Origin of the sequence: Lysinibacillus sp. CD3-6 (assembly GCF_006351725.2) — a bacterium.
Taxonomy (GTDB): domain Bacteria; phylum Bacillota; class Bacilli; order Bacillales_A; family Planococcaceae; genus Lysinibacillus.
Genome location: NZ_CP085880.1, coordinates 126082 through 151676, shown reverse-complemented (window position 1 = coordinate 151676; position 25595 = coordinate 126082). Strand labels below are relative to the sequence as shown.

General features: G+C 38.2%; 21 protein-coding genes and 1 rRNA gene. 8 read left to right on the top strand and 14 right to left on the bottom strand.

Annotated features, from left to right (window positions below; all coding sequences use genetic code 11):
* Positions 1-30 precede the first annotated feature (30 nt).
* The 5 genes from FH508_RS00730 to FH508_RS00710 all read left to right on the top strand — a co-directional run bounded on the left by FH508_RS00730 (position 31) and on the right by FH508_RS00710 (position 7175).
* Positions 31-1818: an ABC transporter ATP-binding protein gene (locus tag FH508_RS00730; protein ID WP_228134297.1), complete on the top strand. Its 1788-nt coding sequence runs from the start codon at positions 31-33 to the stop codon at positions 1816-1818.
* 67 nt (positions 1819-1885) lie between these two features.
* A complete protein-coding gene (locus tag FH508_RS00725; protein WP_228134296.1) occupies positions 1886-2956 on the top strand; it encodes an ABC transporter ATP-binding protein in 1071 nt (356 codons plus the stop codon).
* 12 nt (positions 2957-2968) lie between these two features.
* Positions 2969-4690, top strand: a complete 1722-nt coding sequence (locus tag FH508_RS00720) for an ABC transporter permease (protein WP_228134295.1) — start codon at positions 2969-2971, stop codon at positions 4688-4690.
* 26 nt (positions 4691-4716) lie between these two features.
* The gene (gene argH / locus FH508_RS00715) at positions 4717-6231 is read left to right on the top strand and encodes an argininosuccinate lyase (protein ID WP_228134294.1); all 1515 of its coding nucleotides are present in this window, start codon (positions 4717-4719) and stop codon (positions 6229-6231) included.
* Positions 6228-7175: an N-acetylglucosamine kinase gene (locus FH508_RS00710; RefSeq protein WP_228134293.1), complete on the top strand. Its 948-nt coding sequence runs from the start codon at positions 6228-6230 to the stop codon at positions 7173-7175. Before argH ends, FH508_RS00710 begins: the two co-directional genes overlap by 4 nt.
* Before the next feature lie 385 nt (positions 7176-7560).
* Here the strand turns inward: FH508_RS00710 and FH508_RS00705 are convergent, their stop codons facing one another.
* The 4 genes from FH508_RS00705 to FH508_RS00690 all read right to left on the bottom strand — a co-directional run bounded on the left by FH508_RS00705 (position 7561) and on the right by FH508_RS00690 (position 11547).
* Positions 7561-8853: a transglutaminase domain-containing protein gene (locus FH508_RS00705; RefSeq protein WP_228134292.1), complete on the bottom strand. Its 1293-nt coding sequence runs from the start codon at positions 8851-8853 to the stop codon at positions 7561-7563.
* A 142-nt stretch (positions 8854-8995) separates the two neighbouring features.
* On the bottom strand, positions 8996-10141 hold the full coding sequence (locus FH508_RS00700; RefSeq protein ID WP_228134291.1) for a transglutaminase domain-containing protein: 1146 nt from the start codon (positions 10139-10141) through the stop codon (positions 8996-8998).
* Between the two features lie 346 nt (positions 10142-10487).
* Positions 10488-10748 (bottom strand): metal-sensitive transcriptional regulator, encoded by a 261-nt coding sequence (locus tag FH508_RS00695; protein WP_010857552.1) that lies wholly within the window; start codon positions 10746-10748, stop codon positions 10488-10490.
* Between the two features lie 100 nt (positions 10749-10848).
* The gene (locus tag FH508_RS00690) at positions 10849-11547 is read right to left on the bottom strand and encodes a glycosyltransferase family 2 protein (protein ID WP_228134290.1); all 699 of its coding nucleotides are present in this window, start codon (positions 11545-11547) and stop codon (positions 10849-10851) included.
* 152 nt (positions 11548-11699) lie between these two features.
* Here FH508_RS00690 and FH508_RS00685 point away from each other — a divergent pair, with 152 nt between their 5' ends.
* Positions 11700-13637 carry an SEL1-like repeat protein gene (locus tag FH508_RS00685; protein ID WP_228134289.1) on the top strand — a complete coding sequence of 646 codons (1938 nt, stop codon included), beginning with the start codon at positions 11700-11702 and terminating at the stop codon, positions 13635-13637.
* A 114-nt stretch (positions 13638-13751) separates the two neighbouring features.
* On the opposite strand, the gene FH508_RS00680 is transcribed toward FH508_RS00685, so the two are convergent.
* From FH508_RS00680 to FH508_RS00655, 6 genes are all read right to left on the bottom strand, one after another.
* On the bottom strand, positions 13752-14156 hold the full coding sequence (locus FH508_RS00680; RefSeq protein ID WP_228134288.1) for a hypothetical protein: 405 nt from the start codon (positions 14154-14156) through the stop codon (positions 13752-13754).
* Positions 14157-14228: 72 nt separating this feature from the next.
* A complete protein-coding gene (locus tag FH508_RS00675) occupies positions 14229-15599 on the bottom strand; it encodes a sensor histidine kinase (RefSeq protein WP_228134287.1) in 1371 nt (456 codons plus the stop codon).
* On the bottom strand, positions 15596-16270 hold the full coding sequence (locus tag FH508_RS00670; RefSeq protein ID WP_228134286.1) for a response regulator transcription factor: 675 nt from the start codon (positions 16268-16270) through the stop codon (positions 15596-15598). Before FH508_RS00670 ends, FH508_RS00675 begins: the two co-directional genes overlap by 4 nt.
* 388 nt (positions 16271-16658) lie before the next feature.
* Positions 16659-17756, bottom strand: a complete 1098-nt coding sequence (locus FH508_RS00665) for a DUF1648 domain-containing protein (RefSeq protein WP_139860041.1) — start codon at positions 17754-17756, stop codon at positions 16659-16661.
* A gap of 1 nt (position 17757) precedes the next feature.
* A complete protein-coding gene (locus FH508_RS00660) occupies positions 17758-18153 on the bottom strand; it encodes a GntR family transcriptional regulator (protein ID WP_139860039.1) in 396 nt (131 codons plus the stop codon).
* A 96-nt stretch (positions 18154-18249) separates the two neighbouring features.
* Positions 18250-19137, bottom strand: a complete 888-nt coding sequence (locus FH508_RS00655) for a LysR family transcriptional regulator (protein ID WP_139860038.1) — start codon at positions 19135-19137, stop codon at positions 18250-18252.
* A gap of 123 nt (positions 19138-19260) precedes the next feature.
* On the opposite strand from FH508_RS00655, the gene FH508_RS00650 reads away from it, so the two are divergent.
* A complete protein-coding gene (locus tag FH508_RS00650) occupies positions 19261-19926 on the top strand; it encodes an O-methyltransferase (protein WP_228134285.1) in 666 nt (221 codons plus the stop codon).
* Between the two features lie 46 nt (positions 19927-19972).
* Here the strand turns inward: FH508_RS00650 and FH508_RS00645 are convergent, their stop codons facing one another.
* From FH508_RS00645 to aceA, 3 genes are all read right to left on the bottom strand, one after another.
* A complete protein-coding gene (locus tag FH508_RS00645; protein ID WP_228134284.1) occupies positions 19973-21142 on the bottom strand; it encodes a pyridoxal-phosphate-dependent aminotransferase family protein in 1170 nt (389 codons plus the stop codon).
* A gap of 269 nt (positions 21143-21411) precedes the next feature.
* Positions 21412-23010 (bottom strand): malate synthase A, encoded by a 1599-nt coding sequence (aceB, locus tag FH508_RS00640; protein WP_228134283.1) that lies wholly within the window; start codon positions 23008-23010, stop codon positions 21412-21414.
* 99 nt (positions 23011-23109) lie between these two features.
* Positions 23110-24393 carry an isocitrate lyase gene (gene aceA, locus FH508_RS00635; protein WP_228134282.1) on the bottom strand — a complete coding sequence of 428 codons (1284 nt, stop codon included), beginning with the start codon at positions 24391-24393 and terminating at the stop codon, positions 23110-23112.
* Positions 24394-24607: 214 nt separating this feature from the next.
* Here aceA and FH508_RS00630 point away from each other — a divergent pair, with 214 nt between their 5' ends.
* The gene (locus FH508_RS00630; protein WP_228134281.1) at positions 24608-25279 is read left to right on the top strand and encodes a LytTR family DNA-binding domain-containing protein; all 672 of its coding nucleotides are present in this window, start codon (positions 24608-24610) and stop codon (positions 25277-25279) included.
* A 138-nt stretch (positions 25280-25417) separates the two neighbouring features.
* Here FH508_RS00630 and rrf read toward each other — a convergent pair.
* A 5S ribosomal RNA gene (gene rrf / locus FH508_RS00625) occupies positions 25418-25533 on the bottom strand.
* Positions 25534-25595 lie beyond the last annotated feature (62 nt).

Sequence of the window (25595 nt, the reverse complement as noted above, 5' to 3'; positions counted from 1 at the left end):
AATATAAACCATATAATTAGGTGAAGAATCATGAATACAATCTACTCTTATTTCAAACTTACCTTAAAAACCTTCCCTCTTTTTTGGGGTGCTTCAAAGTTATATTCTATTATTTTGTTAATTATTATTCCATTTCAAGCAATACTACCCTCTCTTACAATTTGGTTTTCAAAAGGTTTAATTGATGCCATATCTACTACCGACACTATCATTTATTCTATAATTATTTTCTTTGTACTATCTTGGATAATAGTATCTTTTATGAATGCTATATTAGGTCCCATCGAAATGACCTTTCAAGGCTTGATGACCGATAAACTAATTGCCAACTTAAATAAATCGCTAATGGAGAAATCTTCAGAAATAAAAGGACTATATTACTTTGAAAATCCAGCTTTTTATGATGATATACAAATACTTGAGCAAGAAGCTGCATGGAGACCCGTAAACCTTATCGTTTTTACTTCTGGCATGATTAGTAGTGTCATAACTGGTATTTCTATGCTGGTGCTATTAACGAACTTTAATTTTTTGATTGCATCCATTATTTTTATTGCAATCATTCCACAGGCTATCGTTTCTTATAAATTACAAAAGGAAGCATTTGAAACGCTTGTAATGAATAGTCCAGAATCTAGAAAGATGCAATATTATAGTTCCGTAATGCTTTCAAAAGAACACATTAAAGAAGTGAAAATATATAATACAGCTGCCTTTTTTATTAATAAATATATGGTGTCGTTCAATAAAATTCATACAGAAGTAAAAAAAATTCGATATAAACAAGCTATTTTCTCTGTTGTTTTTGTTGGATTGGGAATAGTAGGCATTGGCATAAGTTTTTGGTGGGTAGTTAAAGGCGTAATAAATAACACCTTTACTGCTGGAGATATACTCATTTTTTCCTCTTCGGTGTTACTTGCACGGCAAAGTTTAGCAGGTTTTATTGAAAATTCGAGCTTACTATACGACACATTACTTTATATGGAGAAATATTTTAAGTTCGCATCGTTACAATCAGACATAAAATCAGGTAAGAAGATTTTATCGTTAGAAAAAAGTAAATTTACATTAGTTTTTAAAAATGTATCTTTTAAATACCCTCATTCTTCTAAATTTACTCTTCAACACATTAATTTTACTATCACCATGGGCGATAAAATTGCACTTGTCGGAGAAAATGGTGCTGGGAAATCTACTATTGTTAAGCTTATTACAAGATTTTATGAACCAACCGAAGGAAAAATAGAATTAAATGGCATTGATATTGCAGAATATGATATTGATAGTTATCGTCAAATAATCGGTATTGTGTTTCAAGACTTTTCCCGTTATCAATTATCATTTAAAGAAAACATTATGATTAGCCATACAGAAGGTACTAATGATTATGAAAAGTTAGCTAGCGTGTCTGAGCAAAGTGCTCTTAATGATTTAGTTGCAAGTTTCGAGCAAGGCTATGAGCAAATTTTAAGTAAAAATTTTGATAATGGTACAGAACTATCTGGCGGTGAATGGCAGAAGGTAGCCATCGCAAGAGCTTACTTCCGAAATGCAGCATTTCTTATTTTAGATGAACCTTCGGCAGCTCTTGATGCAAGGAGTGAGCACCAAATGATCGAAACATTAACTGACCTTTCAAGAATAAAAACATTATTATTAATAACGCATAAACTATCTGCTTTAAAAATGGTTGATCGAATTATTGTATTGCAGCATGGGCAAATAATTGAAGAGGGTTCAATGCAAGAGTTATTAAATCAAAAAGGATATTTTTCAGAATTGTATCAATTACAAGCAAATAAATATGCTACTTAGTCTTTAATGTGCGGAAAGTGCATGCAATAGCATGACCATCTTTTCAAAATAGAAAGGAGCATTTCATTTGAAAAATGTCAAAATCGAAAATGTCTCTAAGCAATTTGGAAAAGTACATGGTGTGAAGGATTTAAATCTTAATATTAAAACAGGTGAATTTTTTACTTTCCTTGGGCCTAGTGGCTGTGGGAAAACGACCACATTACGAATGATTGCAGGATTTTACTACCCTACTGAAGGGAAAATTTTTTTCGATGATCGTGATGTGACATTGCTTCAGCCAAACAAACGCAATATCGGTATGGTGTTTCAAAATTACGCCCTTTTTCCGCATATGACTGTCGACGAAAATATCGCCTTCGGTTTACAAGTACGAAAGCTCTCAAAATTAGAGATCAAACAAAAGGTTGATCGCATTAGAGGATTAGTACATCTTGCACAATATGGAAACAGAAAAATTAATGAATTATCTGGCGGTCAGCAGCAACGCGTTGCATTGGCAAGAGCACTTGTCATTGAACCCGATATTTTATTACTTGATGAGCCGTTGTCGAATTTAGACGCGAAATTACGAGAGGAAACGCGCATTGAAATTAAAAGAATTCAATCGGAATTAGGTGTCACAACCATTTATGTAACGCACGATCAAATGGAAGCAATGGCTATGTCTGACCGCATTATGGTGATGGAGAATGGCTACGTGAAACAAATTGGCACACCACAAGAGATTTATAATCGTCCATTAAACCGATTCGTCGCCGACTTTATTGGGGAAACCAATTTAATTGAAGCGACAACAATTGCTATTGATGATGATGAAATACAAGTAAAAACGAAGAGCGGACTTGTTCTAACTGGGCGAAAGCAACACAGCTCTCCTACTTTAACGCATATGATTGGAGACAACGTGTTTATTTCGATTCGTCCTGAAACCATCAATCAAGGCCCTGGAGAAAACACATTAACAGGAACCATTTCTTTTGTGGAATTTACAGGAATAAGCGTAAATTATATTGTCGATTTCATCGATTTCTCTTTGAAAGTCATGATTATTAATAAAAACGCTCAATTAAAAAGTATTGGCGAAGACATTACATTAAATATAGCGCGTGAATCACTTTATTTTTTAGGAGAATAGGAGGCATACCATATGGAAAAACCACCTGTGCAATCTTATCAAAATAATGCTTGGACACGGCTAACGCAATCAAAATGGTTTGTTTATATTTTAATTTCTCCCTTATTTTTAGTGTTGTTTGCCTATGTGATTTACCCTTTTTATCAAACTTTTGTTCAGAGCTTTTCAGAAGATAATGCACTTCATCATTATCAAAAGTTTTTTAGTCTTGCGAGCCCTGCGAATCTCGAGGCGCTCTGGACTAGTTTATATATCTCGATTATTAGTGTTATTTCCTGTGCAATAGTTGGCGTTACAATGGCCTTTTTGTTGGAACGCTATAATTTCCCTGGGAGACGGCTACTATCCATTTTAGTATTAGTACCAATGGCTCTTCCACCACTTGTTGGTGTACTTTCTTTTACTTTCCTTTATGGAGAAAGTGGCATTTTCCCACGTGCAATTCAACATTTGTTTGGACTAAATCAAGTACCCTTTTCTTTAAAAGGCATATGGGGTGTAATTGTTGTACATACATTTACGATGTACACATACTTCTATTTAACCGCTTCTGCTGCCATTAAAGGACTGGACCCATCATTAGAAGAAGCCGCAACTAGCTTAGGCGCAGGGCGTATACGTGTATGGACAAAGGTTATATTACCGATGCTGACCCCTTCTATCATTGCATCTGCATTACTTGTATTTATGATATCTATGGCGTCCTATACTGCGCCGTTAATGTTTGGCGTTGAACGAACAATGACCATGCAAATATACTTATCACGAACAAATGGTAATTTGGGAATGGCAGCTACACAATCCATGATTTTATCGTTTGTATCCATTTCCTTTTTAATCATAATGCGCTGGTACCAAAACCGCAGAAATTATCAAAATTTGAGTAAAGGAATTAGCGTTCATCGTTCTGAAGTGTCCTCTAAGTGGATGAAAATGTTTGCTACAATCGCTTCTTTTGGCGGAACCCTTGTTTTAATTTTACCTATATTAGTACTTATATTAATTTCATTTTCAGTGGATGGTGCCTGGAAAACTCAAATTCTCCCTACCGACTATACACTCGATCATTATATAGCGCTATTTACGGATGAACGAACATGGAGACCTATTTGGAACTCTATTCAAATGGGCATTGTCGCAACATTCGGTAATGTAATCTTCGGTGTCGCTGCGGCATACGCAATGGTTCGCCTAAATTTTAAAGGTAAAACATTACTTGATATTTTAATTATGGTTCCTTGGGCATTACCTGGGACTGTAGTTGCCGTCAATTTAATTGCAGCCTTTAGTACTGAAAATGTTTTCGCCTTTAACCAAGTATTAATTGGCACATTTTGGATTTTACCGTTAGCTTATTTTATTAGACATTTACCCCTCGTGTTCCGTTCAACCTCAGCCTCCCTTGTGCAATTAGATCAGTCGATTGAGGAGGCATCGCGAAGTCTTGGTGCAAATTGGTGGTATTCGTTTAGACGCATCGTACTACCACTTACTTTTTCGGGAATATTGGCAGGTACTCTGTTAGCACTTGTTCAAAGTTTAGGTGAGTTCGTAGCTTCTATTCTTATTTACAGCACTTCTACAATTCCGCTGTCTGTTGCTATTTTTCAAAAATTATATGCCTTTAAGTTTGGAACTGCGTGTGCTTATGGTGTTTTACAGATTTTCTTAATTTTAATAGTACTCATTATTTCTGAAAAGCTATCAAAGGGCAGTGCTGGCACAGCCATTTAACTGTCATCCTATAGGAGGCCATTCATATGTTTGAAGATTTCCGCAACAAAATCCAGCAGGAGGATGGAATGATTTTTCCTTCGAATATTTATCGGAAAATTGTTTTGCAACCAGCTTATGACGAAGCTAAAAAAAACTTTTTAACGATTATGCTCCAAATTAATATTGCACATTTAAAAATGTTAGAAGAACAAGGACTAGTAAAAAAAGAAGAAGTGAAACAAATTGCTATGGCGCTAAAAAAGCTAGACTTGAACTATTATCGAATTGAAGATTATAGCCCGCAATATGAGGATTTATTTTTCCGCATTGAAAACAAATTAATAGAACTAGCTGGTGACGTTGCTGGAAATCTCCATATTGGTAGAAGCCGTAATGATATGGGTATCGCCATTTATCGGATGACATTGCGTAAAAAATTATTAATGCTCATGGGAGAATTGCTTAAATTGCGTGGTGATTTAATTGCTTCCGCTGAGGAGCATATCGATACAATTATGATTGGCTATACACATACGCAGCAAGCACAACCAACCACATTTGCCCATTATTTAAAAGCTGTAATCGATCAACTTGATCGAGATTTCGAGCGTATGCAACATTGCTATCAAACCGTTAATCGGAGTAGCATGGGAGCAGCCGCCTTAACGACTACAGGCTTTAACATTAGCCGTGAACGCATGCGAGACTTATTAGCGTTCGATGATATTATCGAAAATGCCTGGGATGCGGTAGCTGGTGCGGACTATATCGCTGAAGCAGCTAGTATTGTACAGCTTGCCGCCCTTAATCTCGGCCGTACATCTCAGGACTTTTTATTATGGGCTACACAAGAATTTAACGCATTTACACTAGCTAGCCCATACGTTCAAATTAGCTCGATTATGCCCCAAAAACGCAACCCTGTTTCCATTGAACATACACGCTCATTACTATCCGCAGTCGTTGGAGACGCTAGTACAGTACTACAAATGGTACATAATACACCGTTTGGTGATATCGTTGATACAGAGGACGATATGCAACCATATTTATGGCGAGCTATAGATCGATTAATAGGTATTTATAAATTATTTGGCTCCCTCGTAGTCACAATGGATGTCAACAAGAAGAAGCTGCGGAACCGTGCGGAAAACAGCTTTGCAAATGTTACAGAACTCGCTGATACATTAGTTCGCTCCGAAGGTATTTCGTTCCGCCAAGCCCATAGCATCGTCAGTAAGTGTATTAAAGTATTGCTTGCTCACGGTGAGGAATCGCTTGCTAGTCTGACATGGGGGCTAGCCAATACACAATCTAAATTGGTTACTGGTAAACCTTTAGGAATTTCCGAAGATGATTTCTATCACACCTTAAAACCAGAGTTTTTTGTAAGTGTCAGAACATTATTAGGTGGCCCTTCGCCTGAAACAATGCGTGCATCCATTGAACGAGCAAAAGTAAAGGCAGACGCCCTATTTGAGTGGGTTCAGCAAAAGGAATCCGCCATTACGGAGGCAGAAAAGCAATTAATAACATTTATAGAGGAATGGGACCAATGAACGAATGGCTACTAATTATTGATGGCGGTGCAACAAAAACGGCATGTGCAATCGTACATGCCGAGTCAGGTGAAATCCAATATACAGCATCATTAGGAGGATCCAATTATCAGGCTATAGGTGTGGAGCCTGCTACGGATATATTACGAGCATTATTAGCAAAGGCTCAAGTATTTTTACAGGCGCAAGCTAACCCGAAAATTACTGTTGCCACGTTTGCTATGGCTGGGATTGATTCTCCTAATGATCATAAAATTGTGACAGAAATTGTCCAACATACAATTACAGCGACACAGCTAAACATCCAGACGCTTATCATTGAAAATGATGCTGAAGCTACCTTATTAGGCGTCACCGCTGGACAGGCAGGTGCTTTACTCATAGCAGGAACGGGTGCCATTGCATATGCATTCGATGGTGAGCATATCGCACGTTCTGGTGGCTGGGGACATCGTGCAGGTGATGAAGGAAGTGGCTATTGGCTAGGGCAGGAAGTTATACGGGCCATTTTCCGCATGGAAGATGGCCGAGGTGAACCGACGATATTGAAGGATGCCGTCTACAACTATTTACGTATTCAAGATGTTACAGAACTTGCTGCATGGCTATTCCGCCCTTCTTATACGAATGCTCAATTAGCAAAAATGGGCGCATTTTTAGCCGATGCAGTTGCTAAAAAAGATGCTTGTGCTACTCATATCTCCATACAGGCTGCCTATGAGTTAGTCCTTCTTGCATGTGCGGTACTTAAAAAAATTAGATATCAAGGAGAGCCATTTCATTTATATTGTAATGGTGGCGCTCTAAAGCATAACCCGCTAATATTCAAAACTTTTTCCCAGGAAATGACCTCCATGTATCCACAAATTCGAGTGTCTTTGTGCCAGCATCAGCCGATCCATTATATTATTCAGCGCACAAAAAGGGCGTATGACAGTCTTTAATGTCATACGCCCTTTTATGGGTCTACCAACATGGTCAGTTGATTGCAGCGCAGGGCGGCGACTCCTGCGGGAACGCACAAAACGTAAGACGCGGGCATTCCGCGCGCTAGCAAGGGTTGCGGCTTACATTGTGCCTGCGGAAAGCGTCCGACCGTAGCGGAAATCAACGCTAAAGTAGTTATTGAAAGGAGCACTATCATTACCTAACTAGTTGATTGCAGCGGAGGGCGGCGACTCCTGTGGGAGCAGCACAAAACGTAAGACGCGGGCATTCCGCGCGCTAGCGAGGGTTGCGGCTTACATTGTGCCCGCGGAAAGCGTCCGACCGTAGCGGAAATCAACGGTACTTAAACTTAAACGCCCATTTACAATCAATAATCCAAAACTATAGCTGCATTTTCTTCAGTTCATCTGTCATGAAATATAAATAGCCATCTTTAATAAATAAGTCCTTCGTGTCTTCCCTATTTAATACTTGTTCACCGCTTCCATCAGGACGAATTTTCGTTAAATAGGCGCCATGCGAATAATTACTAAAATATAGCCATCCGTCAGCATACACAATATATAGTGCACGCGTTTTCGTAACACGCTGAGCTTTACCTGTCGTCATATCAAGCACGTACAATTTATTGTCATCAGAAATACTGCTATAAAATAATTGATTTCCTACTTGCGCGGGGAAATCGATATCTTGATAGTAGCTATAAGTGGTACTTATTGCTTTTGGATAATCATCTGCAATCCATGTATGATCACGTGCCATTGTGCGATCATCCACTAAAAAATATTGGTATCTTATAGCACCGCTCCGATCTGGCACAGGGTCATTCCATGTTGTATCAAGATGATACCATTGACCGTCAAGTTTCACTAAATTCCAAGCATGCCCTTCCTTACCGACATAGCCAACGATATATTGCGTTTCAAAGCCAAGTTTTTGTAATAGTGTATGGGCTAATAATGCATAGCCCTGACAAACACCACCATGCTCTGCAAGCACAGTATAAGCACTATGTGGACTTGACTTCGTTTGTTCTGTATAAGCCGTATTCGCCACAATATAATCATTAACAGCTCTAACCTTCTCCACATCGGTCTTCGCGTCTTTTTCAATTGTAGCCACTATTTCTTGAGCGTTCATCTCAACATAAGCTGCTTGCTCTGGCGTCATTAAATAGCTTTGTTCCCCAAAAATTTTTGCTGTTTTTCTCCCATATTCAAAGCGTATAGAATGCTTACTAATATGCCCATACACATAATCATCTCTTTTAATTGCACTATCATAGGCCTCTTCCACAATCTTCTCGATTCGTTCTGTACTTCCCTTATATTGAATCTCATAGGTTGGTGAAAAGCTACTATAATAGGAGTACATTGCATCCGCCATTTCCTTGGCATTGGTAACAACAAGCTTTGTCTCAGGCTGCTGTACGACTGGAGCAGTAACGGCTAGCTTTTGTTCCTTCACATCTTCAGGGTTTGCTGTTTGTATGGAGGCATCTTCTGAAAATTTAGTGGTAACATCAACAATCTTCTCCTTTGTTGCGAGTAGCACTGTTTCAATGTCATCATTATTTGCCCAAGTAACGACTTGTTTTACTGTCGCTTTACCTACTGTATAAATTGGCTCTAAGAAAATGATAAGTATTGCAATAATAGCTAGCTTTTTCCACAAAAATCTTCACCTCACACAGTTTCACTACTTTCATTATATACAAAAAAAACACAAAGAACTCAATTAGGAGCCCTTTTGTGCTTTTAAATTTATATGCATTGAATATGTGAAATAGAAGCTTTCGGTATATTACCACTATAAATTAGTTAATTTTTAGCTTTTGCTCTTTACCATTAACTTTATATACTAAATATCCGCTATTAATCATTAAGTCCGATACCGATTGCTTAACAACTACACTCGATTTTAATGTTTTCAAATTTAGTTTTGTTAAGTAACCGCCATTACTATAATTGCTATAATAAAGATTTTCCCCAACACCTGTAATATATAGTGCTCGAGTATCCACTACCTTAGTTTTCTTCCCACTGACTAAATCGAGTTTATACAATTTATCGTTGTCTGCTGTGTTGCTAAAGAATAGAGTATTATTAATTTGGTGTGCAAAATGTACATTTTGCATAAATTGATATGCTGTACTTGTTGCGGCAGGATAATTAGATGTAATCCAAGTATGGTCTTTCTTTAGCTGAGCATCTGATACAAGGAAATAATCATAGGAAGATGCCCCTATACGATTTGGTAAAGGATCATTCCATGTCGTATCAAGATGATACCACTTACCATCAACCTCCACCATATTCCAAGCATGCGCTTCATTGCCATTCACATAACCTACTACATATTTTGTTTCAATGCCAGCTTGCTCTAACATTTTATATGCTGTTAATGCATAGCCCTGACATACAGCTTGTCCTTCAAATAATAGTGCGTACGCGCTATGTGGACTTGCTTTCGTTTTTGAACCATAACTAGTATTTGACACGATATAATCATTAACTGCTTTCACTTTCTGAAATTGTGTCATAGTTGGTTTAATAATCGTTTTTAATATACCATCAATCTTTTTCTGAACGGCCGTTTCTTGCGCTGAAGTCGTAAAATACTTCACTTTATAAGTCACGTTTCCTGTAGAGTCCGCAGTCATTGTCATTCCTTGAAGATGACCACTTGCATAAGTAGACTTTTGCTGTGCCTTCTCAAATGCTTCCATTAGCTTTTTATCAAAACCCGACATTGAACCACTATATGTAACTTTTATTTCTGTAGCAAAATTATTAAGTTGTTTTGCTATTTCATTTGTAAGCTGATCCAACGTTTCTATCTTTGTGCTTGCCACCACATTATAAGCAACAGGTGCTTGCATGTTTAAAGACTGACTTTGTGCACTGGCTACAGTTGGACTTAACATCAACAATGCGGCACTACTTAACAACCATTTTTTCACAATTATTCACCTTCTCTTTTACAATATCTTTATACTAATTATAAAAGAGAATATTACTTTAAATCCATCATACAAGTTCACTACATGTGACCTTTTTCTAATTTTTTCTATGTAAGTGTTTAGGTGTTTAAACCTATCTAAATCATAAATCTAATAATTAAAAGTATTTTTTTGCATACACATTACATTTAAACAAAAAAACGGAACAAGCCCCGCTATCATAATTTCTATCGGAAACAAAGACAGGTAGGCCCTCCACAAAGGAGGCTTACGATTATCCGATAAAAACTAAAGGTAGCGAGACTTGTCGTTTAACTTTTCTATAAGGCAAGAGCTCAAAAGGGTACTAACGGCTTTTGACAACTAAATTTACAGCTTCCTGAATTACTTCATTCATTTTCTCGCCGTCACCCTCAGCATTTTGAACACATTCTAACAAATTTGTACTAACAATTACGCCGACCGTACGATCTACCGCTGAGCGTACAGCAGATAATTGTGTAATAACTGCTTTACAGTCCTTTTCTTCCTCCATCATTTTCAAAATACCACGTAACTGGCCTTCCATTCGCTTTACACGATTTTTCACTTGATCTGAATATTCCACATTCATTACCCCTTCGTTTATACTCGCTGCGTCAAGTTGAGTAATTATTATTCTTATCCTAGCACAAAATATTAAAAATACACGTGTTGCATTACGCTTACTACGGTTTCAAATATTTTAAAAGCATTTTAGTCATTACTGTACCTGCATTTGTTAATTCATCGTATTGAATAATCGAATTCTTTTTTAAACGTAGCTGACCAATCTCCACTTCGAATATTGGACATTTTCTTTTTAAGGCCATGATGAGCATGTTTGTATCGTATTCAAAACGATCCCCTTTTACTTCTATGAGCCATGGTAACTCTTTGATCTCTATGTAACGTAATCCTGTTTGTGTATCCATTAGTTTTTTATGAAACAATAATTCAAACAATAAACTCGTTGCTCGATTTCCCCAATATGAAAAGAACGTACTATCAGAAGAATGAAAATTGCGTATTCCTAAGACAATGCCTTCTGAAAATACTTTGGTCATGGTCAATACTAATTTAATATCCTCTAACGTATGCTGTCCATGTGCACCTACTGTTAGAACACCCTGAACATTCTCTCGTTTAGACCATATATAAGAGAAAGCTGTTTTTAATGCTCTGCCCTTCCCAATATTCTGTTCGTGTTGGAGCACTTTACATCTATCTATTTTCTTTAACTCTTCAAATATAGTTTCATATTTTTCATCGCTACCATCATTCACAATAACAACTTGCGTAATTGAGGTAGCTAATAATTGATGTACAAATGTTATAAATGATTGTTGCGGATTATATGTTGGAATAATAGCTGCAATTTTTTTCATCCATCAATCCCCCCAAAGACGATAAACTAACTCTTAAATCAAATAGTATCATACTAGAGACAATTCAACTGAGGAATTCTGTGGAAAATAATCAATAACACTAATAATTTCCCGATATATGAAAAAAGACTACTTTCGTTATTTAAGAAGAGGTGAGTACAATCGTCATACAATACGAGATCCTTCACGAACAATGTGAAAAATTACATTTACTATCGTTCACACATATAGCGCAAAACTTACAGGATGCTAGTGGCTCTGCTATTACACAGCCCTCGGTTGCTTTACAAAAGTCACGCCTCGTTCTTGAGGAAATAATCTATGACTTTTACGAGCTGGAAATGCACGCAAAACCGAAACTAAAAAATATCCGAACACTTTTAAATAATCGTAACTTTATTTCAAAAATTCATCCACGTCGCATTTATTTATTAATGGAGCTTGTCTTTAAAATGACAAGTACTAGCAACAATGACATCGTTGAAGCAAAGGCAGCCAAAATTGTTCTCGATTATGTCAGCGATATCGTAGAATGGTTTATTCACCGTTATGATCGTAGCCTGAAAGCATCTATATCGACTCGAAAAATTCCTAAATTTGAAGATATATTGCCACCACTTGATCCGAAGATGCTCGATCAGTATTCAGCGAAGGATTATGAACATATCGCTAGTTGGTTTGAGTTTTCCGCGAATAAGGGCAATGCAAGTGCACAATACAACTTAGGCTTCCTCTATAACCACGGTCGCGGTGTCCAAAAAGATTATGTGACAGCCAAAATATGGTATGAGAAAGCAGCTGCTCAACATGATGCCAATGCACTTTATAGTCTTGGAGTGCTTTATCATTTAGGACAAGGTGTTGAACAAAATTATCAAGAGGCTGCTCATTATTATAAGGCTGCTGCGGATTTAGGAAATGCCGATGCACAATATAATCTTGGTGTCCTTTACAATCAAGGGCTTGGCCTTGCTATTGATTTTAAGGAGGCTGCAAAATGGTATATTTCAGCAGCCAATCAGGGCAATACAAGTGCACAAAATAATCTTGGCTTTCTCTATCATAATGGAACGGGTGTACAACAAAGTTTTGAGGAGGCGATAGCCTACTTTGAAATGGCAGCACTTGCTGGAGATGCCAGTGCACAGTATAACCTCGGCTATATGTATCTCAAAGGTCGTGGCATCACACAAAATGCTGAGGAAGCTGCGAGATGGTTTCACCTAGCTGCACTTCAGGACCATACGAATGCAGAGTTTCAATTGGCCTTGCTCTACAATACAGGACAGGGCATACAGCAAGATTCCATTGAAGCAATAAAATGGTTTAAACTTGCAGCACATAAAGGTCATACCAATGCTCAATATTGTCTCGGCCTACTTTACCAAAAAGAAAAAGACAACACGCGCGCGGAAAGATGGTTTCAGCTTGCCGCTGATAATGGACATATTAGTGCAGGCTATGAACTTGGCCTACTTTTCGTCTATCAGCTACATCAGCCTGACAAAGCATTACAGTATTTTATAACTGCTGCTGAAAAAGGCTATGCTAATGCTCAATTCGAGCTTGGGCTGTTATATGCTAACGGTGTTGGGGTTGCATTGAATTATGCCAAGGCAGTTCAATGGTGGAGAGCTGCAACAGACCAATCTCATATTCAAGCTGAATATCAATTAGGGTTATTGTATGAACAAGGATTAGGCGTTTCCCAAGACTTAGATGAGGCTAGACGTTGCTATAGACTTGCGGCTATTCAAGGGCATGCTGGTGCACAATATCAACTTGGTAATTTATTTGATAAGGGCAAAGGGGTGACCCAAGATTTCACAGAGGCAGCTAAATGGATTGAACAAGCCGCTTCTAAAGGACATGCTAAAGCCCAATACCAGTTAGCCCAAATGCATAGCCATGGACAGGGTGTCCCTAAAGATTTTGCAAGGGCTGCCCAACTTTATCGGCTTGCTGCAAATCAGGGTCACCAAAAAGCTCAATTTCAGCTAGGCATGCTTTATAAGAAAGGACAGGGCGTTGCTCAAGATTATAATGAGGCAACACGTTGGCTTAAAAAATCGCTAGAATATTTAACTTAAAAGATGCTTAGACGAGCTATTGATTTAAAGTTGAAACTAAAAAATGTAGGCAAACTCAAATCTCTTTGAATTTGCCTACACGCTGACCGCGTCAAAAATAGGCGCGGTTTTATATTAATTTTTCATTTCCTGTTTTTGATTTACCATAAATGTCACAATAATAAATAGTGCAAAACTAATGAGCAATGTTGTGCCACCTACGATAAAGAAAATTAACGTAAATGTATGACCAAAGTTAAAGGGATTAATATTGTAGAACCACATACCAAGTGTTAAACCAAAGACTCCAATAATCGCTGTCCAACCATGTAATGCTACTAATTTTTGCGATTTCACTTTAAAAGCACGGTAAAAGATGCCCCATGCAAACATACTCAACCAACCAACGAGTAAAACGTGTGCGTGAATTGGCCGAAATTCATAGCTACCTGACCCTGACATATGCGAACCTAAGTACGTACCCACTAATGCGAAAATCGCTGCGAGACGAATAAGACGTAAACTCCATTTTTGTTCCATACGATAACTCCTCCAAGTTTTAACTTACCTAGAAGTTTATCGATTGAACATGAACTTTACATGAACTCTATATTACAATTTTGGTAGGTGTATACAGACGCTTGTCCCTACGTTTATAGCACTTTTCATTTGCACTTCACCACCGTGCAATTCAACAATTTGTTTTACAATGGCAAGGCCGAGACCTGTCCCTTGCTTTGTTCTTGACTCATCAGCTCGATAAAAACGGTCATATACCTTTTGTAATTGCTCCTCATTCATACCAATACCACTATCCTCTATTAGCACTTCTATGAAAGTAGAATGTGCTTGAAGATGTATGTGAATTTCTCCCCCATTAACATTGTATTTAATGGCGTTTGTTAATAAATTATCCCATACATTTTGTAGTAGCCCTGCATCCCCTTTATATGTTACAGGCTCAATCTGATACGATAACTGCACATTGGCTTCCTCTAACTGCCATCGATATTTGCGCACAGTTTCCTTCAATTGCTCATCTAAATTGTACGGTTCTCTCTTTAGCAATCTAGTCGATTGATCAAGTGATGTCAGAAGTAATAGTTGCTTCGTTAATGTTGAAAGTCGCTTCGTTTCTAGCTCAATAATCGTCGCATATTCTTGTCGTTCTGGTTCAGAAATTGTAGGATTTTTCAGCAAATCTACATAGCCCTGAATATTCAATAATGGCGATTGAAAGTCATGTGATACATTACTTATAAACTGTTTACGGATTCTATCGTTTTCCTGCAATTTTTCTGTCATCACATTAAAGCTATCCGCCAGTTGCCCAATTTCATCCGCACGATCTATCTCAAGCAACGTATCAAACTTTTCATGTGCCAACTGATGAGTTGCTTCTGTTAATTGTGTAATCGGTCTAATTAGTGCCTTTGCAAATAGCAGCATAGCAAGTAAACTTAGTACGGCCATTCCAAGAATAAGACCACCTAACAGCGTATGGGCTTCAGAGAACAACAAACGAATGTCAGGTCTAATAAACAGTGCATACTGTTCATTTTTATACGTAAAAGGTACACCAATCGTATTAATGAGTTCATTGGCAAAAAAGCCTGTCATAAAAGTCTCTTTTGGGAAATCACGCATACCGTGATAAACTTCCCCATCTAAAACACGCTGGATAACATCTGCTGATAATTTTTTATCTCGGTATTCACCACCAAAGAAGCGATGTTCCTCTCCCGTTGTCACATAAATTTGGTAACCAATCTGTCCAAGCGTTGTTAAATAGCTATCTAAATCCATTTGCTTGGCGGATTCAATATAATCGACAATATCTTCCGCAATTGCAACATTTTTCGCATCATTTTTTCCTTTAGTTACTTGATGATAGTACGTATTCGTCATTAAAAATCCTATGCATAAACTGCCAATCATAATGAGCAATGTTGTAACAACAAACTTACTATATAACGTCTTCATATCGCACTCGCCTCGAGCTTATAACCAACACCGCGCACCGTTGTAATTTCGACGTCTGTTTCGTAGCGATGCAAGCGCTCTCGTATCCGCTTTACATGTGTATTTAACGTTTGCTCGTCCCCTTCATAGTCGTAGCCCCACACTTGCTCCATAATAATGCTACGTGTAAATACTTGATTGGGTCGAGATGCAAGTAATGCCAATAGCTCAAATTCCTTTAAGGGCAAAATAAGTGTTTCTCCAGCAATCGTAACCTCAAAGCTACGACGGTCAATTTCGAGCTTACCAACCTGTATCGTGACCTGATTCTTTTTATCAAGTCTACGTAAAATTGCTGCAATGCGAAACAGCAATTCCTTTGGCTCGAACGGCTTCACAACATAGTCATCTGAACCTGCTAAAAAACCGCGCTCCTTATCTTCAAGCTCTCCTTTAGCCGTTAACAACAGCACTGGAATATCATAGTCCTTACTCAAAATTTCAGTTAGTGTAAAACCATCCATTCCAGGCATCATAACATCAACAACTGCCAAATCGGGCATATTTCCATCGAGTAATTGCAACGCTTTTTCGCCATTCTCCGCCTGTAATACTTGATAGCCTTCTCGTGTTAAATAAATATTGACTAACTGTAAAATATGCACGTCATCATCGACAACTAAAATTTTCATTTATCTTTGCCCCCATTCAATCTATTGCACTAGGAGTTCAGTTCCTAACATAGCTTGCGCTTTATGTAGAAAGGGCTGTCCTATAAGCCAGTCTATCAAAAATATGTACTTGCTATATCGTAAAAATCCACTGCTTGTATTGCAAATTGTTTGAGTGACTGGCACTTGCATTTATACTCGCCCTAGCATTGAAATTGTTTGAGTGACTGGCACCAGCGTAAAAATCCACTGCGTTATCCCGTGGGCACTTCGGAAGCCGCATCCTTCGCCACTACAGCGTTTTTTACGCCTTACGCGCTGTGCGTTCCCGCAGGAGTATTCATGGATTTTTACTTAGTTAACCTTAATACACTGCTATAAATTTCAGAATTGTTTGAGTGACTGGCACTCAAAATGAAAATATTGATATCAATAGCAATATAAGTAGTGGCAAGCCGATAACGATATAGCCTCTTGGATTTGCAAAATTCATTGTCCAGCCTACACCAAAACGCTTCTCTACAAATACTGATGGATCCTGACGATTCATATAAATCAGACCGCCCTTCCAATAACGATCCTCATCTATATCCATTACCTCTGAAACGACATTGTCTTTATAATGTACACGTAACTTTCGCTTTTTCCATACATAAACAAGTACTGAACCTATGATTAAAATGAGAAATGTCATGAAAAATGGTAGTAGTTTTTTTCCATCCGCCATTGAAGGGTAGATATTACTTAACTGTAGCATTGTTAATAATCCTGTTAAACTATAGCTGACCAATGCAATATTCCAGCTCATAAGCTTTCGTGTTTTTAATTCACTTTCCAAAGACTCCTGCTGTCGATTAATAGCCAATCGAATCGCCGAACGCTTTATAGAATCAGCAGTCCCCCACATCATACATTGCATCATTAACATAATTAGTGGCAGTGCAATCGCAGTAAAATACGATTTTTCTTGCCATGCATCCGCCGCTCCGCTTGGACCCCAATGTACCGCAATTGCATTTGGTATTTGATCATAATGCAATATCGTAAATATGATAAGAAAAACCGTGACACCTAGAGGTACCACATAAAATGGCCAAGGTAGTATTTCATCACGGCTACGGGCTGTTAAATCGACTGCTCTTACTTGTTTTATGTTCATGCCCCATTGCTCACGCATTTTTAACTTCATAATTTGTGAATGGTTGAACCAGTATAGCACCATACTGACGGCTAACATTCCAAATAAGCAGCTTAGTAAAAGAATACCTTGAACACTTTCTGAAGGAGCAAGTAACCAATAAAACACAAACATAATCATTAATATTAGCGCACCAAAAAGACCGACTGTTTGCGCATAGCGCTTTTTTGCAATAGCTAATGCTGGATGCTTTACATTTTGTTCAGGTACGGTAACTCCAAATACGATTGTCTCTCGTACGATATAAGGGACAAAAATTTGCATAGCTAATGTCATGATATACAAAATTGTAAAAATTCCTAGTAGCATGCTACACCCCTTCTATTGGTAGTTGCAAATCAGCAAATACCTTTTTCATCATGTGCTCAATTTGATCAACTGTTGCGCCGAGCACCATTCCTTCTGCCACAACAGGCTTTAAGTTTTTTTCAATCTGCTGCAACTGTTCTGGCGTTAATGCACGCTCCTCTGTTGAACGTATAATTGCACCTGATTTAGCACGAATAGTAATAATTCCTTTTGCCTCAAGCTCGTGGTAACTCTTATTTACTGTATGCATATTAACACCTAAATCTGCCGCTAAACTTCGGACAGATGGCAACATATCCCCTGGTCCCATGTCTCCTCTTGCGATACCCTCTATAATTTGCCGTGTAACTTGCTCATAGATAGGCACATCCGAAAAAGGCTCTATTTGAATAAACATCTATATCAGCTCCATGTTTGTTATACAATTAGTATAACAAAATTCCGATTTTATGCATAGAGAAATTGGGTTGTCTCATAATGGCAAAAAACGATTCTATAATGAATTTTTTATCGTATCAATAAACTTTTCTACTAGTATACTTTGCTTCTCATTTTTCCTTGTACAAATAGCAACTTTATGTTTACTATGTATCCCCTGTACATATACTCTAGCCAATTGCCCATTATCTACATACTCTTTAACTGCTAGTGAGGAAATAAAAATCGCCCCATATCCAGCCATAACTGATCGAATCGTTTCATTTATTCCACTAAATTGCAGGGCAATTTTAGGCGGTTTTACTTGATGCGTTTCACATAGCGAAAAGAGGTGATCTCTCATAGAGCTCCCTTCCTCACGCATGATAAAAGGTTCCTTCATCATTTTTTCTATAGAAACAGTTTGATTAGCATACGGGTGTTCAGGTGCCACTACAAACCATAGCTCATCTTCAAAAAGCTCCTCCCATAACACTTCCTCTGGTCTCTCCGAAGTTCCGCCTCCATAAATAGCGATATCCGCCTTATAATGTATTAGCTGCTCAAATGCTTCTTTTGTATTGACTGTTGTAATAACTAAATTAACGTCTTCGTTTAAGCCTTTAAAAGTAGCCGCCCATTTCGGGATTAAAAAATTAGCAGGTAAATACGTAGCTACAATATGTATAGAACCTATCTTGGCAAGGCGATAGTCCTCTATAAATGACTCAATGTGTTGCTCAAGAGAAATAAGATTTTTCGCCTTTTCCGCTAACGCCTCACCGAATTCAGTCAATACGATCCCTCTGCCCTGCTGTTTAAATAATGAGACGCCTATTTCCTGCTCAAACCTTTTAATTTGGCTAGACACTGCAGGCTGACTAATATGCAATATTTCAGCAGCCTTTGTAAAGCTACCTGTTTTAGCTACTTGGTAAAATAATTTTAATGCGTGACTATTCATGCCCTCTCCTTACTCATAACTTTAAGTTATGAACTAGTAATTATTATATATTTTTATTATAGTTCATTTTATCATACACTTTAGTTGCAATTGAAAATCACTATGGAAATGAGGAACTTTACAATGGCAATAAACAACGTATGGCATGACGTAGATGAATATTTTATTGAAAAGCTAATTCCTTTTGATGAAACAATGGAGAACGTATTACAGGCAAATAAAAATGCTGACATTCCAGAAATTGATGTATCCCCTACACAAGGAAAATTACTTTATCTATTAGCAAAAATAAAAGGTGCACAAAACGTTCTAGAAATTGGTACACTTGGCGGCTATAGTAGTATATGGCTTGCACGTGCTCTCCCCGAATCAGGGAAAGTTTACACACTAGAAATCGACCCTGCGTATGCAGAAGCAGCAAAGCAAAATATCCTAAAGGCAGGCTGTAGTAGCAAAGTCGAAGTGCTTGTAGGAAATGCACTAGATTCTTTACCTACCTTTAAAAATTCAGGACCTTTATTCGACCTTATTTTCATTGATGCAGATAAACCAAACAATCCTCAATATTTAAAATGGGCTTTAGAATTAGCGAATAGTGGAGCACTTATCATCGCTGATAATGTAGTGCGTAACGGAGAAGTGATCGATAATAAAAGTAAAGATGAACGTGTACAAGGTGTGCGTCAATTTATGGATTTGTTAGAACAAGAATCACGAATCGAATCTACAGCCATTCAAACCGTAGGGATTAAAGGATATGACGGTCTCGTGCTAGCGATTGTTAAATAACGAAAAGGAGATGTCCTATGCTTTCGCAAGACATCTCCTTCTACAATTACATAGTCACTACCGCTATTTCTTCTTTCAAACGTGCCACCGCTTCCTCAACGTTTACTGCATGTCCTAACTCATTGAGTGATTCACCAATTAGCCTCACTGCTTGTTCAAGCATAGCAGGTGTTGTATTCCCCATATGGCCTATACGGAATGCTTTACCTGCTAAATGTGCCAATGAACCAGCAACAATGACACCTTTTTCTGCAAGCTTTGCTCGGAACTTGGCATCCTCTACCCCCTGAGGATAGAGCATACAACTTAAAGTTGGAGCAGCAACAGTCTCTTCAGCAAGTGCCACCATACCATACGTAGACAATGCGAAACGTACTGCACGTCCATATGCTCTATGACGCACCTCGCGCTTTACAATCCCTTCATCTAAAACTATTTTCATAGCAACATTATAGGCATAAATTAAATTCACAGGTGGTGTGGCAAAGTATTTTCCTGGATCATTCATGACTGGTATCCAGTTTTCAATATCGCAGTAGTAGGCTGGTATCGTGCCAAGTGTTTCGCGAGCTTTCAATGCAGATTGATTAAAAGCGATAATTGCTAATCCTGGTGGTACACCAATAGCTTTTTGTGAGCCAGTTAATACGACATCTAATTTATAGTCAGGGTGTCCATACGCTTTATTCATATTTTCATCCAATGCGGCTGTTGCAACTACTCCATCTAAAATGATAAGCGCTCCTGCTTGTTTAATAATTGGTACTAATGCATCTAAATCTGAAACAACACCTGTAGATGTATCAGCATGAGTAATCGTGACTGCCTTAAAATTCCCCTCTGCTAATTTTGCCTTTACAGCTTCTATTTCAACTTGTTTACCCCATTCTGCTTGCAGCACTTCTACTTGAATACCATAAGCCATTGCTAAAGGTGTAAAACGATCCCCAAAATAGCCATGACTAATGACCAGGATTTTTTCTCCCTTGCCAACTGTATTGACGATCGCCATTTCCATCGCTAACGTTCCAGATCCTGCTAGTACAAACACCTCGCCATCCGTTTGAAACAGCTCCTTAGTTTGTGCTAATGCATTTTTATAAATCGCCACAAATCGTGAATCGGTATGTCCACGTGTCTCACTCGCTAAAGCATCATATATTTCATCAACTACTGGCGTTGGACCAGGAATTAATAACAGCTCTTTATTACCCATTTCGCTTCCCCCTCTAAAATGTTTTTCACTGTATAGAAAAATGCCTTACAAGCCCCCATCTAAGCTCGTAAGACATCTTGCACCCCATTTTTAAATCTCATTACCTTTAATATAAGTAGACCCCTTTTATTAAACAGTGCTCACTTAGTACTAGTAAGGAACAGGGGAACAGACCCCGCTCGTTACATTAGTGGAAGTCGTGGGCTGCATTCGAGTTCAGCCCACTATATTTTAAGAAAGTAGCTATGTTCGTTAGTGATTTCTATCAATTAACTTAATTTTCCGTAACCTGGAAGTGTCAAGAATTCCACGAATTCATCTTGTTCAATTAAAGATTTAAACAGTTCAGCAGCTTCTTCATAGCGACCACTGTTATAAGCTTGTTCCCCAACAGCCTCTTTAATTTTCACAAGCTCTTCTTCCAAAATTTCTAGCACGAATGCTAATGTAATACCACGACCATCATCTAAAATACCTTTTGGATGACGAATCCATTGCCATACTTGTGTCCGTGAGATTTCTGCTGTTGCAGCATCCTCCATCAAGTTGTTAATTGGTGCAGCACCATTACCACGTAACCAAGAAGCGATGTACTGAACCCCAACACTACAGTTAACGCGAAGACCGTCAAGTGTAATTGTACCTTCTGGAACAGCTACTAAATCTTCGGCCTTAACATTCACATCGTCGCGTTTTTTATGAATTTGATTTGGTGTCTCCATAATGGCATCAAACTGCTCCATAGCTGTTGCAACCATACCAGGATGTGCTACCCAAGTTCCATCATGACCATCAGTTGCCTCACGACGTTTGTCTTCCGCAACTTTTGCAAATGCTACTGCATTTGCCTCGTCATCCCCTTTAACAGGAATTTGTGCAGCCATACCGCCCATAGCTGGAGCATTGCGTTTATGACATGTTTGAATACATAAAGACGTATAAGCCTTCATAAATGGAACCGTCATTGTTACTTGACCGCGATCTGGTAAAATGACATCGGGTTGATTGCGCAGCCGTTTAATGTAGCTGAAAATATAATCCCAACGGCCACAGTTCAGTCCTGCTGAATGATCGCGAAGCTCATATAAAATTTCATCCATTTCAAATGCAGCTAATATTGTCTCAATTAGTACAGTAGCTCTAATTGTACCTTGCGGAATACCGATGTAATCTTGTGCAAAGACAAAAACATCGTTCCACAAACGAGCCTCTAAATGGCTTTCTAACTTTGGTAGGTAGAAGTATGGACCCGTACCTTTTGCTAGTGCATTTTTAGCATTGTGGAATAAATACAGAGCAAAATCAAAGAAACTTCCTGAAATTGGCTCATCATCTACAAGGACATGCTTTTCAAGTAAATGAAGGCCACGTGGACGTACTAATAATACAGCTGTTTCTTTATTTAATTTATACGTTTTACCATTCGATGCCTGTGTAAATTCAATTGTCTTATTAATGGCATCACGCATATTAATTTGACCAGAAATCATGTTCTCCCATGTAGGAGCAGATGCATCCTCAAAACAAGCCATGAACATTTTCGCACCAGAATTCAATGCGTTAATAACCATTTTGCGATCTACTGGTCCAGTAATTTCTACTCGTCGATCTTGTAAATCCGCTGGCAGTTGCGCAATCGTCCAATCTCCCTCGCGAATATGCTTTGTTTCTGGTAAGAAGTCGAGTTTCTCACCAGCATCAAGACGTTTTTGACGTTCTTGACGAGCCTCTAAAAGCTCCTGACGACGCGCATCGAACTTTTCATGCAGGGCAAGAACAAACTCAAGGGCTTCTGGTGTTAAAATTTCTTTTGTTTGCTCGTTTTGTTCCCCAACAATAGTAAGCTTACCTGTAGTTACCTGTTCCATTAGTAGTTCCCCCACCTCTCGTGATTGAAGTTTCCCCCGCTTAGGAGGTGCGAGGGAAACTTATCTATGATTATGAATTTAGGAATTAACTTAATTGAATTAAACGAATTGTTCAGTTTCTGTAGATCCTGCCATGGCAGTCGTTGAAGAAGTACCGCCTGAAATAACTTGTGATACATCATCGAAGTAACCTGTACCTACTTCACGTTGGTGACGAGTAGCTGTATAGCCTTTAGATTCAGAAGCAAACTCTGCTTGTTGTAGTTTAGAGTATGCAGCCATTCCGTTATCTTTATAGTCATGAGCTAGCTCAAACATAGAGTGATTTAATGCATGGAAGCCTGCTAATGTTACGAATTGGAATTTGTATCCTAATTTCCCAAGCTCACGTTGGTATTCCGCAATTTCTTCTTCTGAAAGGTTTGCTTTCCAGTTAAATGAAGGTGAGCAGTTGTAAGCAAGCATTTTACCTGGGAATTCAGCATGAATCGCCGTTGCAAATTCGCGAGCTTCTTCAAGAGATGGCTTAGATGTTTCACACCAGATTAAATCTGCGTATGGTGCGTATGCTAAACCACGAGCAATTGCTTGTTTAATACCTGGTTTTGTACGGAAGAAGCCTTCAGGTGTACGTTCACCAGTAATAAATTCAGCATCACGTGGATCGATATCTGAAGTAACCATATCAGCAGCATCTGCGTCAGTACGTGCGATTAAAATTGTATCTACGCCCATTACATCAGTTGCTAAACGAGCTGCAATTAAGTTACGAACAGCATTTTGTGTAGGAAGTAATACTTTACCTCCTAAGTGTCCACATTTCTTCTCAGAAGCTAATTGGTCTTCTAAATGAACACCTGCTGCTCCAGCTTCAATCATACCTTTTACAAGTTCGAATACATTTAGAGGACCACCGAAACCAGCTTCAGCATCTGCCACGATTGGAGCAAACCAATCGAAATCATCTACTCGACCTTCAGCATGGTCGATTTGATCTGCACGTTGTAGTGCTTGATTAATACGCTTTACTACAGCGGGTACAGAGTTAGCTGGGTATAATGATTGGTCAGGATACATTTGACCAGAAAGGTTAGCATCTGCCGCTACTTGCCAGCCTGATAAGTAAATTGCTTGTAATCCTGCTTTTACTTGTTGCACCGCTTGGTTACCTGTTAGTGCACCTAATGCATTAATGAATGGCTCTTCATGTAGGGATTTCCAAAGTCGTGTAGCACCTTTAGTTGCTAAAGTTTGCTCAATTACTACAGACCCCTGTAATTTAACTACTTCTTCAGCTGTATATGCGCGCTCAATACCAGCCCAACGAGGGTTTTCTGCCCATTGTTTTTCTAAAGCTTGGATTTTTTCTTGACGTGTTGACATATTGAAATTCCACCTTCCCCTTTGTATAAAATATACTCTGTTAAAAAACTTTTTAAATTCTGTTCCATAACAGGTTTATTTGTTGTAAATTAATATATAACAGTACATCTGAATTTTCATTATTTTTAGATAAAATACCGAATTTTAATGATGAAACTATCTTTTTAAGCGACAAAATTTGGTAAACTGTTTACAAATAAGGGGGCTACTCACAATGAATAATGAATTCGATTCTTTACAAAAAGATATTTCACAACAATTTATTACGATGTTACAAGACTGGATTCCACCAAATTCGTCCATCGCCATTGCTGTTCAAAACTCCTATATTTATTTTCACTCTGATTCACACAATATTCATTTAGAAACAGGGCGGCAAGTTGAGCCAGGTAGTATTGCAGCGCAAGTACTACAAACAAAAAAACGTACAGATGCAATTTTAGATAATACCTTATTTGGAACACCATATTACGGTATTGGCTATCCAATACATATACAAGATTCTCTAGCTGCATTAGTAGTTGTATTACCTTCAACTTTTACTGTCCAAAAATTAGAACCATATCAATTTTTAACTGGTAAACGAGAGGAAGAATGGAACCCTGTTGCAATTGAGAAAATATCATACCTTGAAAGTCTTCAGAAAAAAACATGGTTTTATGTAGAAAAGGAACAGTTTAAAACGAGTATTACACTCAAAGAGTTACAAATGCGTTTACCACCATTTTTCATTCGTATTCATCGATCATATATTGTGAATATTCATTTCATAAAAAAAATGGCACGGGATCTTACTTCAAATTTTATCGTTACATTAAAAGATGGGACAGAACTGCCAGTCAGCCAATCCTATCTTAATAATCTGCGAAATGCCCTTGAATTTTAGATAAAAAAATGAGTGTATAAAGCAGCAGCATACAAAGTCTATTTGTCGAATAGCCTCAATGCAATTTTAGTGAGGCTTATTCAAATAGACTATTTAAAATACAAAAAAACCTGAGAATAAATTCTCAGGTTTTGGTTTGCCTAGCGACGTCCTACTCTCACAGGGGGAAGCCCCCAACTACCATCGGCGCTAAAGAGCTTAACTTCCGTGTTCGGTATGGGAACGGGTGTGACCTCTTTGCCATCATCACTAGACTATTTACGGCTTTCAATATACATCGTATTTCTTTGTCAGCTTCATTCGTTCAGTCAGTCAC